Source organism: Streptococcus sp. HMSC064D12, assembly GCF_001837205.1.
Taxonomy (GTDB): Bacteria; Bacillota; Bacilli; order Lactobacillales; family Streptococcaceae; genus Streptococcus; species Streptococcus salivarius_D.
This window is the reverse complement of record NZ_KV831769.1, coordinates 1,033-18,232: the sequence shown is the minus strand read 5'-3', so window position 1 is coordinate 18,232 and position 17,200 is coordinate 1,033. Positions and strand designations below refer to the sequence as shown.

General features: G+C 38.4%; 19 protein-coding genes. 3 read left to right on the top strand and 16 right to left on the bottom strand.

The features are described from left to right. Position 1 precedes the first annotated feature (1 nt). The 12 genes from HMPREF2697_RS09530 to HMPREF2697_RS09475 all read right to left on the bottom strand — a co-directional run bounded on the left by HMPREF2697_RS09530 (position 2) and on the right by HMPREF2697_RS09475 (position 9,895). Entirely contained in the window at positions 2–1,372 is a 1,371-nt protein-coding gene (locus HMPREF2697_RS09530) for an acetyl-CoA carboxylase biotin carboxylase subunit (RefSeq protein ID WP_002885488.1), read from the bottom strand. A gap of 118 nt (positions 1,373–1,490) precedes the next feature. Next, positions 1,491–1,916, bottom strand: coding sequence for a 3-hydroxyacyl-ACP dehydratase FabZ (gene fabZ / locus HMPREF2697_RS09525; protein ID WP_002885470.1), 426 nt, complete (start codon positions 1,914–1,916; stop codon positions 1,491–1,493). After that, a complete protein-coding gene (accB, locus tag HMPREF2697_RS09520; RefSeq protein ID WP_002885548.1) occupies positions 1,913–2,407 on the bottom strand; it encodes an acetyl-CoA carboxylase biotin carboxyl carrier protein in 495 nt (164 codons plus the stop codon). The genes fabZ and accB overlap by 4 nt, the downstream gene beginning before the upstream one ends. A gap of 3 nt (positions 2,408–2,410) precedes the next feature. Next, positions 2,411–3,643 carry a beta-ketoacyl-ACP synthase II gene (fabF, locus tag HMPREF2697_RS09515; protein ID WP_002885574.1) on the bottom strand — a complete coding sequence of 411 codons (1,233 nt, stop codon included), beginning with the start codon at positions 3,641–3,643 and terminating at the stop codon, positions 2,411–2,413. 61 nt (positions 3,644–3,704) lie between these two features. Continuing rightward, positions 3,705–4,439: a 3-oxoacyl-[acyl-carrier-protein] reductase gene (gene fabG / locus HMPREF2697_RS09510; protein WP_002885572.1), complete on the bottom strand. Its 735-nt coding sequence runs from the start codon at positions 4,437–4,439 to the stop codon at positions 3,705–3,707. Between the two features lie 12 nt (positions 4,440–4,451). Next, positions 4,452–5,372: an ACP S-malonyltransferase gene (fabD, locus tag HMPREF2697_RS09505; RefSeq protein ID WP_045772153.1), complete on the bottom strand. Its 921-nt coding sequence runs from the start codon at positions 5,370–5,372 to the stop codon at positions 4,452–4,454. A gap of 22 nt (positions 5,373–5,394) precedes the next feature. Continuing rightward, entirely contained in the window at positions 5,395–6,360 is a 966-nt protein-coding gene (gene fabK, locus HMPREF2697_RS09500; RefSeq protein ID WP_002886654.1) for an enoyl-[acyl-carrier-protein] reductase FabK, read from the bottom strand. Between the two features lie 105 nt (positions 6,361–6,465). Then, positions 6,466–6,690, bottom strand: coding sequence for an acyl carrier protein (locus tag HMPREF2697_RS09495; protein ID WP_002885495.1), 225 nt, complete (start codon positions 6,688–6,690; stop codon positions 6,466–6,468). Between the two features lie 63 nt (positions 6,691–6,753). Beyond that, positions 6,754–7,716, bottom strand: coding sequence for a beta-ketoacyl-ACP synthase III (locus HMPREF2697_RS09490; RefSeq protein WP_037612035.1), 963 nt, complete (start codon positions 7,714–7,716; stop codon positions 6,754–6,756). Further along, complete coding sequence (locus tag HMPREF2697_RS09485; protein ID WP_002885562.1) at positions 7,716–8,150, bottom strand: fatty acid biosynthesis transcriptional regulator FabT; 435 nt, start codon at positions 8,148–8,150, stop codon at positions 7,716–7,718. Before HMPREF2697_RS09485 ends, HMPREF2697_RS09490 begins: the two co-directional genes overlap by 1 nt. A gap of 104 nt (positions 8,151–8,254) precedes the next feature. Beyond that, entirely contained in the window at positions 8,255–9,046 is a 792-nt protein-coding gene (locus HMPREF2697_RS09480) for an enoyl-CoA hydratase (protein ID WP_013990100.1), read from the bottom strand. 210 nt (positions 9,047–9,256) lie between these two features. After that, positions 9,257–9,895: an HAD family hydrolase gene (locus HMPREF2697_RS09475; RefSeq protein WP_070850514.1), complete on the bottom strand. Its 639-nt coding sequence runs from the start codon at positions 9,893–9,895 to the stop codon at positions 9,257–9,259. Positions 9,896–10,024: 129 nt separating this feature from the next. On the opposite strand from HMPREF2697_RS09475, the gene HMPREF2697_RS09470 reads away from it, so the two are divergent. Next, positions 10,025–11,383, top strand: coding sequence for an aspartate kinase (locus HMPREF2697_RS09470; protein WP_045772151.1), 1,359 nt, complete (start codon positions 10,025–10,027; stop codon positions 11,381–11,383). Positions 11,384–11,535: 152 nt separating this feature from the next. On the opposite strand, the gene asnA is transcribed toward HMPREF2697_RS09470, so the two are convergent. Continuing rightward, complete coding sequence (gene asnA, locus HMPREF2697_RS09465; RefSeq protein WP_004181885.1) at positions 11,536–12,528, bottom strand: aspartate--ammonia ligase; 993 nt, start codon at positions 12,526–12,528, stop codon at positions 11,536–11,538. Between the two features lie 109 nt (positions 12,529–12,637). Further along, a complete protein-coding gene (rlmD, locus tag HMPREF2697_RS09460) occupies positions 12,638–13,993 on the bottom strand; it encodes a 23S rRNA (uracil(1939)-C(5))-methyltransferase RlmD (protein WP_070850512.1) in 1,356 nt (451 codons plus the stop codon). Between the two features lie 34 nt (positions 13,994–14,027). On the opposite strand from rlmD, the gene recX reads away from it, so the two are divergent. Next, on the top strand, positions 14,028–14,804 hold the full coding sequence (gene recX / locus HMPREF2697_RS09455; protein WP_070850510.1) for a recombination regulator RecX: 777 nt from the start codon (positions 14,028–14,030) through the stop codon (positions 14,802–14,804). Positions 14,805–14,874: 70 nt separating this feature from the next. Then, the gene (locus HMPREF2697_RS09450) at positions 14,875–15,408 is read left to right on the top strand and encodes a nucleoside tri-diphosphate phosphatase (RefSeq protein WP_002886644.1); all 534 of its coding nucleotides are present in this window, start codon (positions 14,875–14,877) and stop codon (positions 15,406–15,408) included. 29 nt (positions 15,409–15,437) lie between these two features. Here HMPREF2697_RS09450 and HMPREF2697_RS09445 read toward each other — a convergent pair whose 3' ends face one another. Both HMPREF2697_RS09445 and HMPREF2697_RS09440 read right to left on the bottom strand, forming a co-directional pair. Then, positions 15,438–16,097 (bottom strand): DUF1803 domain-containing protein, encoded by a 660-nt coding sequence (locus tag HMPREF2697_RS09445; RefSeq protein ID WP_002886642.1) that lies wholly within the window; start codon positions 16,095–16,097, stop codon positions 15,438–15,440. A 54-nt stretch (positions 16,098–16,151) separates the two neighbouring features. Continuing rightward, positions 16,152–17,084, bottom strand: coding sequence for a manganese-dependent inorganic pyrophosphatase (locus HMPREF2697_RS09440; RefSeq protein ID WP_070850508.1), 933 nt, complete (start codon positions 17,082–17,084; stop codon positions 16,152–16,154). Between the last annotated feature and the right edge of the window lie 116 nt (positions 17,085–17,200).

Sequence of the window (17,200 nt, the reverse complement as noted above, 5' to 3'; positions counted from 1 at the left end):
TTTATTCCTCACGATTCTGATAATCTGGTAGGAAAGTCTCCATCAAGAAGGAAGTATCATAATCCCCAGCGATAACGCTACGATCTGAAATCAAATCCAACTGGAAGTCAGCATTAGTCACAACACCATCGATTTCTAGCTCATAAAGAGCACGTTGCATCTTCATGAGTGCCTCAAATCGATTCTCTCCATGAACAATGATTTTGGCAATCATTGAATCATAGTAAGGTGGAATAGTATAGCCAGGATAAACTGCACTGTCTACACGGAGACCAACGCCACCACTAGGTAGGTAGAGGTTGCTAATTTTCCCTGGACTAGGTGCAAAGTTGAACTTAGGATTTTCTGCATTGATACGACACTCAATAGCATGTCCCTTGATTTCAATATCATCTTGGGTCACAGAGAGTTTTTCACCTGCGGCAATACGGATTTGTTCTTTAACAATATCCACACCACTTACAAATTCTGTAACTGGGTGCTCAACCTGAACACGGGTATTCATTTCCATGAAATAGAACTGACCTGTTTTTTCATCAAGAAGAAACTCAATAGTACCCGCATTTTCATAATTAACAGCCTTAGCAGCACGGACGGCCGCTGAACCAATTTCGTGACGAAGAGTCTTACCAATAGCAACTGAAGGTGATTCTTCCAAGACCTTTTGGTTATTACGTTGAAGAGAGCAATCACGCTCACCTAGGTGAACAATGTTACCGTAGCTATCTCCCAAAATTTGAACCTCGATATGACGAGCTGGGTAAATAACTTTTTCAATATACATCGCCCCATTACCAAAGGCTGCTTTAGCTTCTTGTGACGCAGATTCGAAAGCGGGAGCTAACTCTTCTTCAGTGTTAACCTTACGAATCCCCTTACCGCCACCACCAGCAGAAGCCTTAAGCATCACTGGGTAACCAAGACGGTTGGCAACTTCCAAAGCCTCCTCAGCTGTAAAGACTTCACCATCTGAACCAGGAATTACAGGGACATTAGCCTTAATCATTTCAGCACGGGCATTGATTTTGTCACCCATCTTGTCCATGACTTCGCCTGAAGGACCAATAAACTTGATGTTCATTTCTTCACAGAGAGTGGCAAATTTAGAGTTTTCACTCAAGAAACCAAACCCTGGATGAATAGCTTGAGCCTCAGTCACAATAGCAGCTGATAGGACACGATTCATATTCAAATAAGAATCCGTTGATTTTGCAGGCCCGATACAAATAGCTTCATCAGCAAGCATAGTATGGAGAGAATCCTTATCTGCTTCAGAATAAATAGCAACCGTTTGGATACCCAATTCACGCGCTGCACGGATAATACGCACTGCAATTTCACCACGATTGGCAATCAATAATTTTTTAAACATAAAACAAGATAACATCAGACATTTTTTGATAGTCTGTGTTGATTTCCTTTCTATGTGATAGACCAATGTCTAAAGAAAAATCCTTTCCGACTGTCGCCAGAAGGATTTTCACAAAACATTAGCTTCCAATAGCAAAAGTCAAAGTACCTGATGCAGCAAGTTTACCATCGACTTCAGCCTTAGCTTCAACAACAGCAATTGTTCCACGACGTTTAACAAACTTAGCTGTCATAACAAGTTGGTCACCTGGAACCACTTGTTTTTTAAATTTAACCTTATCCATACCTGCGTAAAAGACTAATTTGCCTTTGTTTTCAGGTTTAGACAATTCAAGAACACCAGCTGTTTGCGCAAGAGCTTCCATGATAAGAACGCCAGGCATAACTGGGTATTGAGGAAAATGTCCATTAAAGAAAGGTTCATTGATCGTTACATTTTTAATAGCTGTGATTTCGTCTTCTGAAACTTCTAGCACACGGTCAACCAAAAGCATTGGATAACGGTGTGGTAAAGCTTCACGAATAGCATTAATATCAATTGTCATTTGATGCGTACCAATCCTTTTCCGTAGTCAACAACTTCTTCATTTGCTACCAAGATTTCAGTAATAACACCATCTTTAGGTGCTGGCACTTCATTCATAACCTTCATCGCTTCAACGATAAGAAGAGTTTGACCTTTCTTAACAGTGTCTCCAACAGAAACAAAGGCTGGTTTTTCAGGTGATGGAGACAAGTAAGCCACACCGACAAGTGGACTTTCAACCACTTCTCCTTCAGCAGCTTGAGCTGGTGCAGAAGCTTCTTCAACTGGTGTTGCTGGAGTTTCAACAGCAGCAGGTGCTGCTACTGGAGCAACCGGAGCCTGAGGAGCTGGCGCAACTACTTCAACTGTAGGAGCTACTGGGGCAGCTGTTACTGAACTTGTTTGATTTTTGCTCAAGTTCAATTCTTCACCATTGTTTTTGTATGAAAATTCACGCAAAGTTGATGCATCAAATTGAGCCAACAAATCTTTGATTTCAGAAATATTCATGAATTAAGCCTCCCAACGTTTAAAGGCAAGAACAGCATTGTGTCCACCAAAACCGAAAGTATTTGAAATTGCGTACTCAATATCAGCTTCTTGACCTTCACCATAAACAACATTAGCTTCGATGTAGTCAGACAATTCTTTTGTACCAGCAGTTTTCGGTACATAGCTATGACGAATAGCTTCGATTGTTGCAATAGCCTCAACCGCACCAGCAGCACCTAGCAAGTGACCTGTAAATGATTTAGTAGATGAAACTGGAACATCTTTACCAAGTACAGAAACAATGGCACCACTTTCACCTTTTTCATTGGCAGGTGTTGATGTCCCGTGAGCATTAACATAATCAACATCTTCAGGTTTGATACCAGCTTCATTGATAGCCAATTTAATTGCTTTAGCAGCACCAGAACCGTCTGGAGTTGGTGTTGTCATGTGGTAGGCATCACAGTTTGATCCGTAACCAACAATCTCAGCCAAGATGTTAGCACCACGTTTTTGAGCATGTTCCAAGCTTTCGATAACGAGAACCCCTGCACCTTCACCCATAACAAAACCATTACGGTCTTTATCAAATGGAATTGATGAACGTTCTGGATCCTCTGTTGTTGAAAGTGCTGTAAGAGCATTGAAACCACCGATACCAATCTTAGTGATTGAAGCTTCAGCACCACCAGCCAAGACAACATCATGCAAACCGAATTTAATTTCACGGAAGGCCTCACCGATTGCATCATTGGCAGAGGCACAAGCAGTCGTCACTGATTTACATACCCCTTGAGCACCAATTTTAAGAGCAATGTTACCAGCACCCATGTTTGAGAGTGCTTTAGGGATAAACATTGGTTTGATACGTTTCATACCACGTTCGTGCATACGAATGATTTGATCTTCAAGTTCTTGGAGACCACCGATACCAGATGACACGATAACACCAACACGATCACGATCTTCTTCTTCCATGTTAAGTCCTGAATTTTCAAGAGCTTCCATAGCAGCATAAATCGCATAAAGTGAGTAAGTGTCCATACGGTTAGTATCTTTTTTCACAAAGTATTTATCGAACGGGAAATCTTGGATTTCACCAGCGTTAAAGACTGGAATTTCAGAAGCATCAAACTTAGTAATTGGCTTGATACCAATTTTACCGTCATGAAGACTGTTCCAAAATTCTTCTGGTGTATTACCGATTGGTGAGGTTACGCCGTAACCTGTAACAACAACACGATTTGTAGACATATATATTCTCCTTTTGTCGGATGGATATTCTAGTAAATGTTTTTTTGATATTGAAAATCAATTATTGCATGGTCATACCACCATCAATAGCGATGGTTTGACCTGTGAGATATTCTTGACTAGCCAAGAATGCTGCAACTTCAGCCACTTCTTCTGCTTGTCCAATACGTTTCATTGGTACTTGAGCAATCATAGCATCTTTCATTTTCTCAGGAATAGCGTCAGTCATATCTGATTCAATGAAACCAGGAGCGATAGCATTGACACGGACACCACGGGCCGCAACTTCACGCGCTACTGATTTAGTGAAGCCAATCAAACCAGCTTTTGAAGCCGCATAGTTAGCTTGACCAATATTCCCCATAAGACCTACAACAGATGACATATTGATGATGGCACCTTGACGCGCCTTAGACATTGGTTTCAAGACAGCTTGTGTCATATTGAAGGCACCAGTCAAGTTGATTTTCAAGACACGTTCAAAATCTTCTTCAGTCATCTTCAACATCAACTTATCGTTAGTAATACCAGCATTATTAACTAGCACGTCAACACTACCAAGCTTTTCAATAGCTTCAGCTACCATACGTTTAGCATCTTCGCCATTAGAAATATCACCTGAGATACCAACAACAGTTACACCATAATCTGCAAACTGTGCAAGCAAGTCCTCAGAGATCTCAGAACGTCCATTAAGGACAACGTTGGCACCAAGACTAGCAAATTTGTGTGCCACAGCTAATCCAATTCCACGTGTTGAACCTGTTACAAAAACATTTTTATTCTTAAGTTCCATGTTTACCTCGTTTTAAGCATTAAGAAGGGCAGCAAGACTAGCTTGATTTTCAACATTTTGAGTTGGTAGGGTTTTATCAATTTTCTTCAAGAAACCTGACAAGACTTTTCCTGGACCAATCTCAATCACTTCATCTACACCAAATTCTTGGATAGTGGCAATCGAATCATAAAAACGTACAGGTTCCATCACCTGACGAGCCAAAAGTGCTTTGACGTCTTCTGACTTCATGATTTGAGCCTCAGTATTACCTACTAAAGGAAGCGTAAAGTCATTGAATGACACTTTCTCAAGTTCTGCTGCCAATTTTTGACTAGCTGATTCAAGTAAAGCTGTATGGAAGGGCCCTGAAACATTAAGAGGAATCAGACGTTTAGCACCAGCTTCTTTTAGCAATTCCACAGCATAATCAACAGCCTCAACTTCACCACCAATAACAATTTGTGCTGGTGTATTGTAGTTAGCAGGCGTTACCACACCCTTTTCAGATGCTTTTTGACAGATTTCTTCAATCAAACTTGGATCTATATTCATGACTGCAACCATTTTCCCACTTCCAGCAGGAGCCGCTGTTTCCATGAATTCTCCACGTTTAGCAACCAAGGCTACCGCATCCTCAAATGAGAGTGCTCCAGCCGCAACTAGGGCAGAATATTCACCCAAAGAGAGACCGGCAACAATATCAGGAGTGATACCATTTTCTGCCAAAAGGCGATAAATGGCTACTGACGTTGTCAAAATAGCTGGTTGAGTGTAGCGTGTCTGATTAAGTTTTTCTTCGTTAGAATCAATCAATTCACGCAAATCATAACCTAGAATACGACTAGCCGTATCAAATGTCTCTTTGACAACGGGATAAGTCGCATACAAATCGCTCGCCATGCCCAATTTCTGAGCCCCTTGACCAGCAAATAAGAACGCACGTTTTGTCACTATCCTAATCCTTTCGACGTTTTTAGACGTTTACATCTGCCCAACGAGCAGCTTCTTCTTTAATCACCTTGGCAGCACCTGTGTAAAGGTCTTCCAAGATTTCTGCACATGTTTCTTCTTTACGAACAAGACCTGCAATTTGTCCAGCCATAACTGAACCATATTCCACATCTCCATCAACAACAGCGTTACGAAGGGCACCTGCACCAAGCTCTTCAATTTCCTCTTGAGTCTTCTTACCAGCCAAGAAATCTTTTTCAGCTTGGTTATATTCTGTAGCCAATTTATTCTTAATCGCACGAACTGGGTGTCCAACAACTGAGGCTGAAATAACAGTATCAATATCTTTAGCCTTCAAAATCTTATCTTTGAAGTTTTGGTGTGCATTAGATTCCTTAGCAACAGCGAAACGCGTACCAACCTGAACAGCTTCTGCTCCAAGCATAAGAACAGCAGCCATACCACGTCCATCAGCAACACCACCAGCACCAATAACTGGGATAGATACCGCATCCGCAACCTGGCGAACAAGAGCCATAGTTGTCAATTTACCGATGTGACCACCAGCTTCCATACCTTCTGCGACAACAGCATCCGCTCCAAGTTTTTCCATACGTTTAGCAAGTGCTACCGATGGAATAACTGGGATTACTGTGATTCCAGCTTCGTGGAAACGCTCCATATATTTACCTGGATTTCCGGCACCTGTTGTAACAACCTTAACGCCCTCTTCGATAACGAGGTCGACGATGTCATCTGCAAATGGTGACAAAAGCATGATATTAACACCGAATGGTTTGTCAGTGATTTGTTTTACTCTATCAATATTAGCTTTTACCACTTCTTTAGGGGCATTACCACCACCAATAATTCCGAGTCCACCAGCATTTGAAACGGCTCCAGCTAAGTCACCATCAGCAACCCAAGCCATACCACCTTGGAAGATTGGATATTTAATTCCTAACAGTTCTGTAATACGAGATTTCATTTTTCACCTTTTTTCGATTTTCTAATCAAATAAATAGTTTAATAATCAAAGTAATTGTATAAACAAAGGAGAATATCCCCAATAAGAATATTCTCTATGCCCTGCTTATTTAGTTTTTTCTTCTACGTAAGCAACAAGGTCACCAACAGTGTTAAGACCTTCTTCAGTTTCGATTTGGATATCGAATTCATCTTCGATTTCTGAGATAACTTGGAACACGTCAAGTGAGTCAGCGTCAAGTTCGTCAAAAGTAGTTTCTACTTTTACTTCTTCTGCGTCTTTCCCAAGTTCTTCAACGATGATTTCTTGTACTTTTTCAAATACTGCCATTTTAATTTCTCCTTTAAGATAAATATATTTCTTATAATCTATGCTGGTGCATAATTTATATAACTAGATTTTAACAATAAGACTGCCCCATGTCAAACCCCCACCAAAACCTGATAAAAGAATTGTTTGACCGCTGTCTAATTTTAAGGTCCCATTTGCCACGTTTTCAGAAAGCAAAATTGGGATACTTGCCGCACTGGTATTACCGTAAGACATCATGTTTGCCAAGAATTTATCACGACTAACATCGATTTTCTTAGCCATAATATCCAAAATACGAATGTTAGCTTGATGAAGAAGGAAGTAATCAGGTTCACCTTTTTCTTCAACCAAGGCCTTAATGCTCTTTGAAACTGTCTTAACGGCAAAATCAAAGATCGCTTTCCCATCCATTTGCATATAAGGATTAGGCTGATCAGACTCATCTGAATAAGGCGAGATAACTGCAGAGGCTCCTGACTCAAGACCACCCTTGCTACCATCGGTATTTAAAGATTCTCCGAAGAAATGTTCTTCTTCAGTTTCTTCCAAAAGGACTCCGCCAGCACCATCTCCAAAGAGGACAGCTGTTGTACGGTCAGACCAGTCTAAAGTTTTAGAAAGGACTTCAGCACCAATAACTAAACCTTTTTTGTAGACACCTGACTTAATCAATTTTTCTGCTGTTGCCAGAGCAAAGACGAAACCACTACATGCTGCAGTAATATCAAAAGCAAAAGCATTGACTGCACCGATTGCTCCTTGAACTCGAGCCGCTACTGACGGCATAGAGCTATCCGGAGAAATCGTTGCAACTAAAACAAAGTCTAACTCCTCAGGCGATAATCCTGATTTTTCTAATAGCTGATGAGCAACATTGGTAGCTAAATCACTCGTGTTCTCATTCAATGAGATGCGACGTTCCTGAATACCTGTACGCGAGCGAATCCACTCATCGCTAGTATCCATGATTTTTGATAGGTCATCATTGGTCACGACCTGAGCAGGTGCATAATGGGCAACCTGACTAATTTTTGCAAATGCCATTATTTCAACTCCTCAAGAAAGGCGTGGAGATTTTCCAATCCCTTGCTCATAACCTTCAATTCCTCGTCGTTAAAGCCTTCTGTAATCCTCATCACCATTGATTTATGGAAACGACGGTGAAGACGATATACCAAACGACCCTTTTTAGAAAGCGATAGATGGACCACACGACGGTCAACTGATGAACGCGTACGGACAATATAACCTTTCTTTTCAAGTTTATTGAGAGAAGTTGTTACAGTACCAAGAGTTAGCATGAGTTCTTTAGCTACTGCACTTGGTGTCGTATCTGGATGTGTACCGATCACATCAATGGTATGCATTTCCTTGAGGGAAACATCGTTAAATTTTGAATTCTTTAAACTTGCTTCTTCGATAATAACTACGTTATTAAAAATATCAACAAGATAGCCATCAATTTTGTCGTAATTCACACCAGACTCCTTTCAATAAAACTTTGACTTTCAAATTATATCAGACTCAAACTAAATTCGCAAGCCCGATTAAAAAACTTTAGTTTTTCTTTTAGAAAATGTGGTTATTTCCCTTGGAATTTAGGTCGACGACGCTCACTATAAGCACGTACCCCTTCTTTAAAGTCCTCAGTGAAGGCAAGAGATTTTTGCAAATCAAGTTCCAACTTAGCGTAATTTTCCCATCCTGCAAATTCAGATTCCCAAACCATTTCTTTAATGGCTTTAAAGGAATTCACTGAAGAGCGGTTCAATTTTTTAATCAATTGACTCACAGTTTTTTCAAGTTTTTCTGATTCAACAACTTTGTAGGCAATTCCCCAGTCCAAAGCTTTTTCAGCTGATACTGGCTCTCCTGTCATGGTAATTTGAGTCGCACGGTTAATACCGATTGAACGTGTCAAAAGGTAGAGACCTCCAGCGTCAGGTGCCAAACCAACACCTACAAAAGCTTGGATGAATTTAGCTTTATCAGATGCAATCGTAAAGTCAGCTGCAACAGCTAAGTTAGCCGCAGCACCTGCACATGGGCCATCAACTACCATGATGACTGGCTTAGGCAATTTTTTAAGAGCAAAAGAAATTTCATTTACCTGCTCAGCAATACGAACCAAAGACTGTACATCATCTACAGCAACCGCTTTTTGCATTTGATCAAGGTCACCACCAACAGAAAAGACTTTCCCATTAGCATTGATTACCAAGAATTTTACTGACGCATCTTGTTTAGCTTCCTCAATTGCAGCCATAATCTCATCACAAACTGGAATATTAAACCCATTTTGCACTTCTGGACGATTAAGTGTTAAAGTTGCTACTCCATCTTCAACACTATAAAGAATTGTTTCGTAAGCCATTTTTGCATTCCTCCGATAACTAGTTCCTATATGAAAAACGTATGTTCTTTATATTTTTATCACAATTTTATTTGATGAATAGATAATTTGATTATCAAATCATTCATCGTTATTTTCTAGTATACCATAGTCCATCTAAAGGTCAACAGAAACTTAGAGTTTTTTAATTTGATACATCAAAACACCGAGTTCTACAACTCGGTGTCACTTCTATTTTAATAAATCTAAAACATCTACAAGGTTATCCAACAAGCCTTTGGCTGCACCTTGATCCATGCCAAAACGATTATCTTTAATGGCCCAAACCTCAACACCTGCAGCGACTCCAGCAGCAATCCCCTTTTCGCTATCTTCGATAATCAAAGCCTGATTTGCTTCCACATTCAAATGCTTCAATGCTGTCAGATAAATCTCTGGATTGGGTTTACTCTCTTTAAATTCTTCTCCTGAGAGAACCACATCAAAGAAACAATCCAAACGGTTTTCCTCCAAAGCTCTAAGGATATCTGCCTTCACTGAGCTAGAAGCCAAACCTATTTTCAACCCTCGAGATTTCACTTCATTCAGGACTTTCAAAACATCAGGAAAGATTAATTCTTTATAGGGTAAGGGGTTGTCTTGTTTATAAGCATTATACTCTTCTTGTAAAATTGGCACATCCCAGTTATCATAGTCATCTCTGAGAATATTTTCCCAAACTTGCTTGGTATTTCCACCTATAAAGAAAGATGGGGGTAAATGGTCTATTGAAATTCCCTTTTGAGCTAAGAAATTTGCACGTCGATCATAATAATATTTTTCAGTGTCAAAAAGGACACCATCCATATCAAAAATAATTGCCTCTACCACGGGACATCCTCCTTTTCTTCCCTTATTGTACCATAATCAGACTAAATCTTACTCGTTTTTAAAAACAATGTGACAAATTGTCAGAATTTTGCTATAATTGTAGAGTAATTTAAAATTTTTGGAGTAACTATGAAAGTCATCAAATTCGGTGGAAGCTCACTTGCTTCGGCCACACAATTAGAAAAAGTCTTAAACATTGTAAAATCTGACCCTGAACGTCGCTTTGTCGTTGTCTCTGCCCCAGGTAAACGTAACGATGAAGATACCAAAGTCACAGACGCCTTGATTAAATACTATAAACACTACACAAAGGGTGTTGATGTCAAAGCTGACCAAGAATGGATTATTAACCGCTACCAAGCTATGGTCGATGAGCTAGGCTTCAAATCAACAGAAATGACGAAGATTGCTAAATCTATCAACGATCTTGCCACTCTTCCGATTGAAGACAATGATTTCCTTTATGATACTTTCCTAGCTGCAGGGGAAGATAATAACGCAAAATTAATCGCTGAATATTTCCGTAATAACGGTATTGAAGCACGTTACGTTCACCCTCGCCAAGCTGGTATTTTTGTCTCAAGTGAACCTGGGAATGCTCGTATCCTTCCAGGAGCTTATGACAAGTTGGAGGAGCTTCGTGAATCAGATGAGGTTCTTGTTATCCCTGGTTTCTTTGGTGTTACCCCTGATAATCAAATTTGTACTTTCTCACGTGGTGGCTCTGATATCACAGGTTCTATCGTTGCAGCTGGAGTTAAGGCAGACTTATATGAAAACTTCACAGATGTAGATGGTATTTTCGCAGCCCATCCTGGTGTCGTTCATGAACCACATTCTATTCCTGAGTTAACTTATAAAGAAATGCGTGAGTTGGCTTATGCTGGATTCTCAGTTCTTCATGATGAGGCTCTACTGCCTGCCTATCGTGGTAAAATTCCATTGGTTATTAAAAATACTAATAATCCAGACCATCCTGGCACACGTATTATTCTTGAACATAAGGGTGCAACAGTTCCTGTCGTGGGTATCGCAAGTGATGATAAATTCGTCAGCATCAACATGACCAAATACCTCATGAACCGTGAAGTTGGTTTCGGACGTAAGGTTCTCCAAATCTTGGAAGATTTAAACATCCGTTGGGAACACATGCCTTCTGGAATCGATGATCTTTCAATCATTATTCGAGAACGTGAACTTACCCCAATCAAAGAACAAGAAATCCTTTCATACTTGACTCGTGAACTCGGTGTTGATGAAGTTGAAATTGAACACGGCCTTTCAATCCTCATGATTGTTGGTGAAAATATGAAAGACCACATCGGTGTTACAGCGACAGCAGCTAAAGCGCTCTCTGAAAAACATATTAACCTAGAAATGATTTCTCAAGGTTCTAGTGAGGTTTCTGTTATGTTCGTAATTGAAACTGAGCAAGAAAAAGCAGCCGTCAGAGCTCTTTACGATGCCTTTTTCCGTAGTGACAACTAATCTAAAAACCTATCTCCTCAAAGGGATAGGTTTTTTCTTTATGAGAAAAACTAAGCCAGCTCTCATGACATCTACTCCAATAGCCAATTCATTAATTAATTATGCATAGCTATTGCAAATCAAAAAACACTAACTTTCGTTAGTGCTTTTTTTTACAAGATGTTTTCGTAAGTTTCACGAACGGCATCTGGCCAAACTGAAGTTTGAACCTCACCAATATGTTTCTTACGAAGCAAGAACATAGCCATACGTGATTGACCAATACCTCCACCAATTGTTAGTGGGAAAAGGCCATGTAACAAGGCTTGGTGCCAATCCAATTTCAAACGATCTTGGTCGCCAGTAATTTCAACCTGACGTTTAAGGGCATCTTCATCAACACGAATACCCATTGATGACAATTCAAAAGCATGTCCTAATTGTTCATTCCAAACCAAGATATCTCCATTCAAACCACGGTAACCATTCTCAGACTCAGTTGTCCAGTCATCATAGTCAGGTGCACGACCATCATGTGGTTTGCCATCAGGAAGAACACCACCAATACCAATCAAGAATACAGCACCATATTCCTTGGTAATAGCATCTTCACGCTCTTTTGGTGTCAAATCAGGGTACTTCTCAACAAGCTCTTCTGAATGGATGAAGGTAATTTTCTTAGGTAAAATTGCTTCAATATCGTAACGTGCTTCAACTGCTAGCTCAGTCAAACGAATGACCTTATAAATGGTTTCAACAGTTTCTTTCAAATAAGCGATATTACGATGTCCGTCAGGAATAACTTTTTCCCAGTCCCATTGGTCAACGTAAACAGAGTGCGTTGCATCCAATGAATCTTCATCTGGACGAAGAGCCTTCATATTAACCACGAGCCCTTCACCTTCATTGAAACCAAAACGAGCCAAAGTATGGCGTTTCCATTTTGCTAATGAGTGAACAACTTCGTATGTTGCGTCAGGAATCTGAAGCACATTAACAGTTACAGGATTCTCAATACCGCTCAAATTATCCTGCATACCATCCCCGACCTTACTCAAAATAGGCCCTTGCACTTCAACGACGTCAAGTTTATCAATCAAATACTGTGTAAAAGTATTCTTCACAAAAGAAATTTCCTCTTGTTGATGAATGAAGCTCTTTTTCATACGCTCCTCCTTTAAAAAATCGATAAACCTATTATACTCCTATTTTTCAGAAAAATAAAGAAATTTTCCAATAATTTTGAAAATTTCTTGTTTTTTATGTTAGGTTTTATCACATTTTCTTAGTTAGCTTCACAACTGCTTCTGTTCGAGCCGTATGAGGAAACATATCTACTGACTGGATATAATTAACATCATAAACTTTAGCCAAAGAAACTAGGTCTCTAGCCAAAGTAGATACATTACATGAAACATATACCATTTTTTCAGGAGTGTAGTCCAGTATCGTTTTAAGTAGCTTATCATCTAAACCAGTTCTAGGTGGATCCACAATAAGAGCATCTGCTCGATAACCTTCCTTGTACCAACGTGGAATGATATCTTCTGCTTTACCCACCTCATAGTGAGCATTTTCCAGTCCAAGTGATTTGGCATTCTTCCTAGCATCCTCAATAGCCTCAGGAATAATATCCATACCTCGAATACTCTTTACCTTATTTGCAAAAGCAAGTCCAATAGTACCAACCCCACAGTAAGCATCAATAAGATGTTCAGCCTTATCCACATCTAAAGCTTCAACGGCCTGACCATAGAGTACCTCTGTTTGTTGAGGATTCAACTGGTAAAATGCACGAGGAGAGAGAGCAAAGTTATAGTCCAGTACCTCTTCTTGAATAGTGTCTTGTCCCCAAAGAATTTCCGTCTCTTGACCATAAATCTCACTGGATTTCGAATAATTATAATTGACAGCAATTGTTACGATTTCTGGAAAACTTTCCGTCAATTCCTTAACTAATTTTGTGAAAGAAACTGATTTAGAGGTTACAAAAATTAACTGGACCTGATTTGAACCCAAAGCACGTCGTATCATAACAGTACGAATTCCAGCAATTTTGCGCTCATTATAAATTGGTAACTTGTATTTATCTAACAAATTTGTCACCTTATTCATAATGGCTTGAGTTAGCTCATCCTGAACTAGGCAATCATCAATATTAATGAGGCGATGACTCCCTTCCGCAAATAAGCCAGCCTTAACTGAGCCACCAAAAGAACGGGTTTGAAATTGTAGTTTAGCTCGGTAATGTTGTGGTTGCTCCATCCCTATTGTTGGACGAATGTCATATGACTCAAAATTAGCCGGTTTAAACTTCTTCAAGGCTTGTCCTAACAAGTCAGTTTTAAACTCTAATTGCTTATCATAACGAAGATGCATTAACTGGCAACCACCACAGTCTTCATAAATATTACATGCAGGTTCGACACGAAACTTAGAAGGTTTATTAATCTTTAATAATTTCGCCTGAACAAAGTTTCTCTTAACAGAAACAACCTGACAGAACACCTCTTCACCCTTCAAAGCTCCTGGTACAAAAACTAAAGTTTTCTTATAAAAACCAATGCCTTCGCCATTGATTCCCATGCGTTTTATCTTAAGCGGGATACGCTGTTTCACTTGTAAATTCATACTACCATTCTAACATTTTGATATAATAATAACTATGAAAATCACAAAAATCGAAAAGAAAAAGAGACTTTATCTCCTTGAGGTAGACAAAAAAGAGAGTCTCTACGTTACAGAAGATACCATCGTTAAATACATGTTGACTAAAGAAATGATACTGGACAAAGATCAACTAGAGGATATTAAATCCTTTGCTCAGTTCTCGCATGGTAAAAACTTAGCTCTCTATTTTATTTCATTTAAACAACGTAGTGAGAAAGAAGTAAAAGATTACCTTTTTAAACATGAAATAAACCCTCATATAATTCCCAAAATTATTGATAATCTAAAAAAAGATCATTGGATTGATGATTACAAACTCCTAGAGAGTCTAGCTCAACAAAATCTGAATTCAGGTGATAAAGGGGCCTATGTGCTGAAGCAAAAATGGCTTCAAAAAGGTTGTAACAAACAAATCATTGACGATGTTTTAAGCCAATTTGATTTCTCAGAAATAGCCATTAGAGTAGCTTCAAAACTGTTACGAAAATATCAGGGAAAACTACCATCTAAAACCCTAAAAGACAAATTAACTCAAAGCCTTATCAATAAAGGTTTTTCATTCCAAGAAAGTAAACTAGCAATCGATTATCTAGAACTTGAAGCAGATGAAGAAAATGAACAAGCCCTCCTTTATAAAGAAATTGATAAGCAATATCAAAAATTTAGTAAAAAATACGATGGTTATGAGCTTAAACAACGCTTGACACAATCTTTAGCCCGAAAAGGTTATGACTTTGATGCGATAGCATCCGCTCTAAGAGAATATTTATAGGTATTCCCCCTCTTTTCAAAAAATTATGATACAATAAAGGGGATAACCCTTATTGTAGAAAGAGGACGCCATGAAATTACCAAAAGAAGGCGACTTTATCACAATTCAAAGTTATAAGCATGATGGTAGTTTGCACCGTACTTGGCGCGATACTATGGTACTAAAGACAACTGAGAATGCTGTTATTGGCGTTAACGACCACACCCTCGTTACTGAAGCAGACGGAAGACGATGGGTAACACGTGAACCTGCTATTGTTTATTTCCACAAAAAATACTGGTTTAATATTATAGCCATGATTAGGGATAACGGCATTTCCTACTACTGCAATTTAGCTAGTCCATATATTTTGGACCAAGAAGCACTAAAATATATAGACTATGACCTAGATGTCAAAGTCTTCGCTGATGGTGAAAAAAAATTGCTAGATGTAGATGAGTATGAAACACATAAAAAAGAAATGCATTACTCTCCTGATATTGACTATATCTTAAAGGAACATGTTAAAATCTTGGTAGATTGGATTAACAATGGTAAGGGGCCATTTTCACAATCTTATGTTAACATCTGGTACAAACGTTATCTTGAACTAAGGAATCGTTAAAGTTGTCATAAAAAAGACTAGTAATAAAACTAGTCTTTTTTTGCACTAAAAACTAATGCCTCGGAATCTAAATCCATATTCAAAAGATAACGCCCTTCTTCTACTTGAACAAGGTACCCTAATAATTCTAAAGCATCAACAAAAATATTCCTCCTTTTTTGAAGTGCATATTCCTTCCTAACGTATTTTAAAAGAAAAGTCGTAACATGTTTCAAAAAATATTCAGGATTAACATCCCCTAATATGTCATATAATCTATTCTGCTCTTCCGATAATGGTAGATTTTCACTTAATTTATAGAAATAATTTGAAATCGTAAGATCGTCTCTCGTTATACTCGTTTGTTCAACAATAACAACTTCATTAGTAGAATTACTTATCTCAGTAACAAATCTACGATTTAATAGTTCAAAATAACAAGTAGAATCATCATCAATAAAAAAATGCTGTTCTAAATCAATTTTAGAAGAATCTGACACAAGACTAATTAATAAACGATAACGTTTCTCGAATCGTTCAATATAGCCTGCTTTTACAAACTCCTCAATTAATTTATCGATATTCTTTTGAAAAGGAAACTGCCTTTTTATTGCTCTCAGGGTCACAGGCTGATTAAGATATAGATAATTCACTATTTTCATAAAAAAAGGTTGCTTACATAGTTTAGTTGGGTTAAATTGTATTATCATAAAAACTATTATACCATTAATCAGAGTACTAAAAAAAGGCCTACTGGCCTAATTTTACGCATTAAAGCTTTCAGTCAACTGAGGAACTACCTGTTTCTTACGAGAAACAGCTCCTTCAAGGAAAGCATGATTATTATCTAAAACAAAATTGAAAGCAGCTTCAACCTTATCAGTATTTGAACCAAGTGCAAGAATTTCTGAATTAGAATTAAGAATATCAGTAATCATTAAGACAAAGTCAGAGTAACCATTGTTTTTAATTGAGTTATTAATAGCTTCTTCAATTTCCGCTTGACGAGAAAGAACATCAGAAATATCAACTGTATTAACTTGTGCAACACGAACTTGATTACCATTCAATTCAAATGTCTTTGCATCAATGTCAATGAGTTCTTCAGCAGATTTTGAAGAAAGATTAGTACCAGCTTTAAGCATAGCAAGACCATATTCTTCAAGATTAACACCAGCAATTTCTGCAAGTTCAGCTGCAACTGCAGGATCTGAAGCATGTGTAGTTGGAGATTTAAGAAGAAGAGTATCTGAAATCAAACCTGAAAGAAGCAAACCAGCTACTTCCTTAGGAACCTCAACATTGTTTTCTTTAAACATACGATAAACAATTGAAGATGCAGATCCAACAGGTTCTAATCGCATCATTAATGGATTAGCAGTTTCAAAGTTAGCTACACGGTGATGGTCGACTACCTCAATAACTTCAACGTCCTTAATATCTGAAATAGATTGTTGAAACTCATTATGGTCTGTAAGAATAACTTGATTAACACCCTCAGACTGAGCTGATTCAACCACTCGTGGTGCTTCAACACCAAAATAATCAAGAACAAAAGCAGTTTCCTCGTTAGGAGTACCCAAAGCAACAGCTTCAGCATCAACACAAAGTTGACGTTTCAAATAAGCGTATCCATAAGAAGACCCGATTGCATCAGAATCAGGGTTTTGATGACCAAAAACAAAAACTTTAGACATAAATTCACCTCAAAATAGTATTATAAGCTATTATAACATATAAAAAAAAGAAACAAAATAAAAAGAGTAACCTAAGTTACTCAAAATATAGTCCGTACGGGATTCGAACCCGTGTT

Bases quoted from the DNA above. Each gene is read 5' to 3' on its own strand.
- HMPREF2697_RS09450 (WP_002886644.1), top strand. From the start codon at position 14,875: ATGAAATTACCAAAAGAAGGCGACTTTATCACAATTCAAAGTTATAAG.
- fabK (WP_002886654.1), bottom strand. From the start codon at position 6,360: ATGAAATCTCGTATTACAGAACTGTTAGGAATTAAATATCCAATCTTC.
- fabF (WP_002885574.1), bottom strand. From the start codon at position 3,643: ATGTCTACAAATCGTGTTGTTGTTACAGGTTACGGCGTAACCTCACCA.
- HMPREF2697_RS09480 (WP_013990100.1), bottom strand. From the start codon at position 9,046: ATGGCTTACGAAACAATTCTTTATAGTGTTGAAGATGGAGTAGCAACT.
- HMPREF2697_RS09470 (WP_045772151.1), top strand. From the start codon at position 10,025: ATGAAAGTCATCAAATTCGGTGGAAGCTCACTTGCTTCGGCCACACAA.
- HMPREF2697_RS09495 (WP_002885495.1), bottom strand. From the start codon at position 6,690: ATGGCAGTATTTGAAAAAGTACAAGAAATCATCGTTGAAGAACTTGGG.
- HMPREF2697_RS09490 (WP_037612035.1), bottom strand. From the start codon at position 7,716: ATGGCATTTGCAAAAATTAGTCAGGTTGCCCATTATGCACCTGCTCAG.
- HMPREF2697_RS09530 (WP_002885488.1), bottom strand. From the start codon at position 1,372: ATGTTTAAAAAATTATTGATTGCCAATCGTGGTGAAATTGCAGTGCGT.
- fabG (WP_002885572.1), bottom strand. From the start codon at position 4,439: ATGGAACTTAAGAATAAAAATGTTTTTGTAACAGGTTCAACACGTGGA.
- rlmD (WP_070850512.1), bottom strand. From the start codon at position 13,993: ATGAATTTACAAGTGAAACAGCGTATCCCGCTTAAGATAAAACGCATG.
- HMPREF2697_RS09445 (WP_002886642.1), bottom strand. From the start codon at position 16,097: ATGATAATACAATTTAACCCAACTAAACTATGTAAGCAACCTTTTTTT.
- asnA (WP_004181885.1), bottom strand. From the start codon at position 12,528: ATGAAAAAGAGCTTCATTCATCAACAAGAGGAAATTTCTTTTGTGAAG.
- recX (WP_070850510.1), top strand. From the start codon at position 14,028: ATGAAAATCACAAAAATCGAAAAGAAAAAGAGACTTTATCTCCTTGAG.
- fabZ (WP_002885470.1), bottom strand. From the start codon at position 1,916: ATGACAATTGATATTAATGCTATTCGTGAAGCTTTACCACACCGTTAT.
- HMPREF2697_RS09440 (WP_070850508.1), bottom strand. From the start codon at position 17,084: ATGTCTAAAGTTTTTGTTTTTGGTCATCAAAACCCTGATTCTGATGCA.
- accB (WP_002885548.1), bottom strand. From the start codon at position 2,407: ATGAATATTTCTGAAATCAAAGATTTGTTGGCTCAATTTGATGCATCA.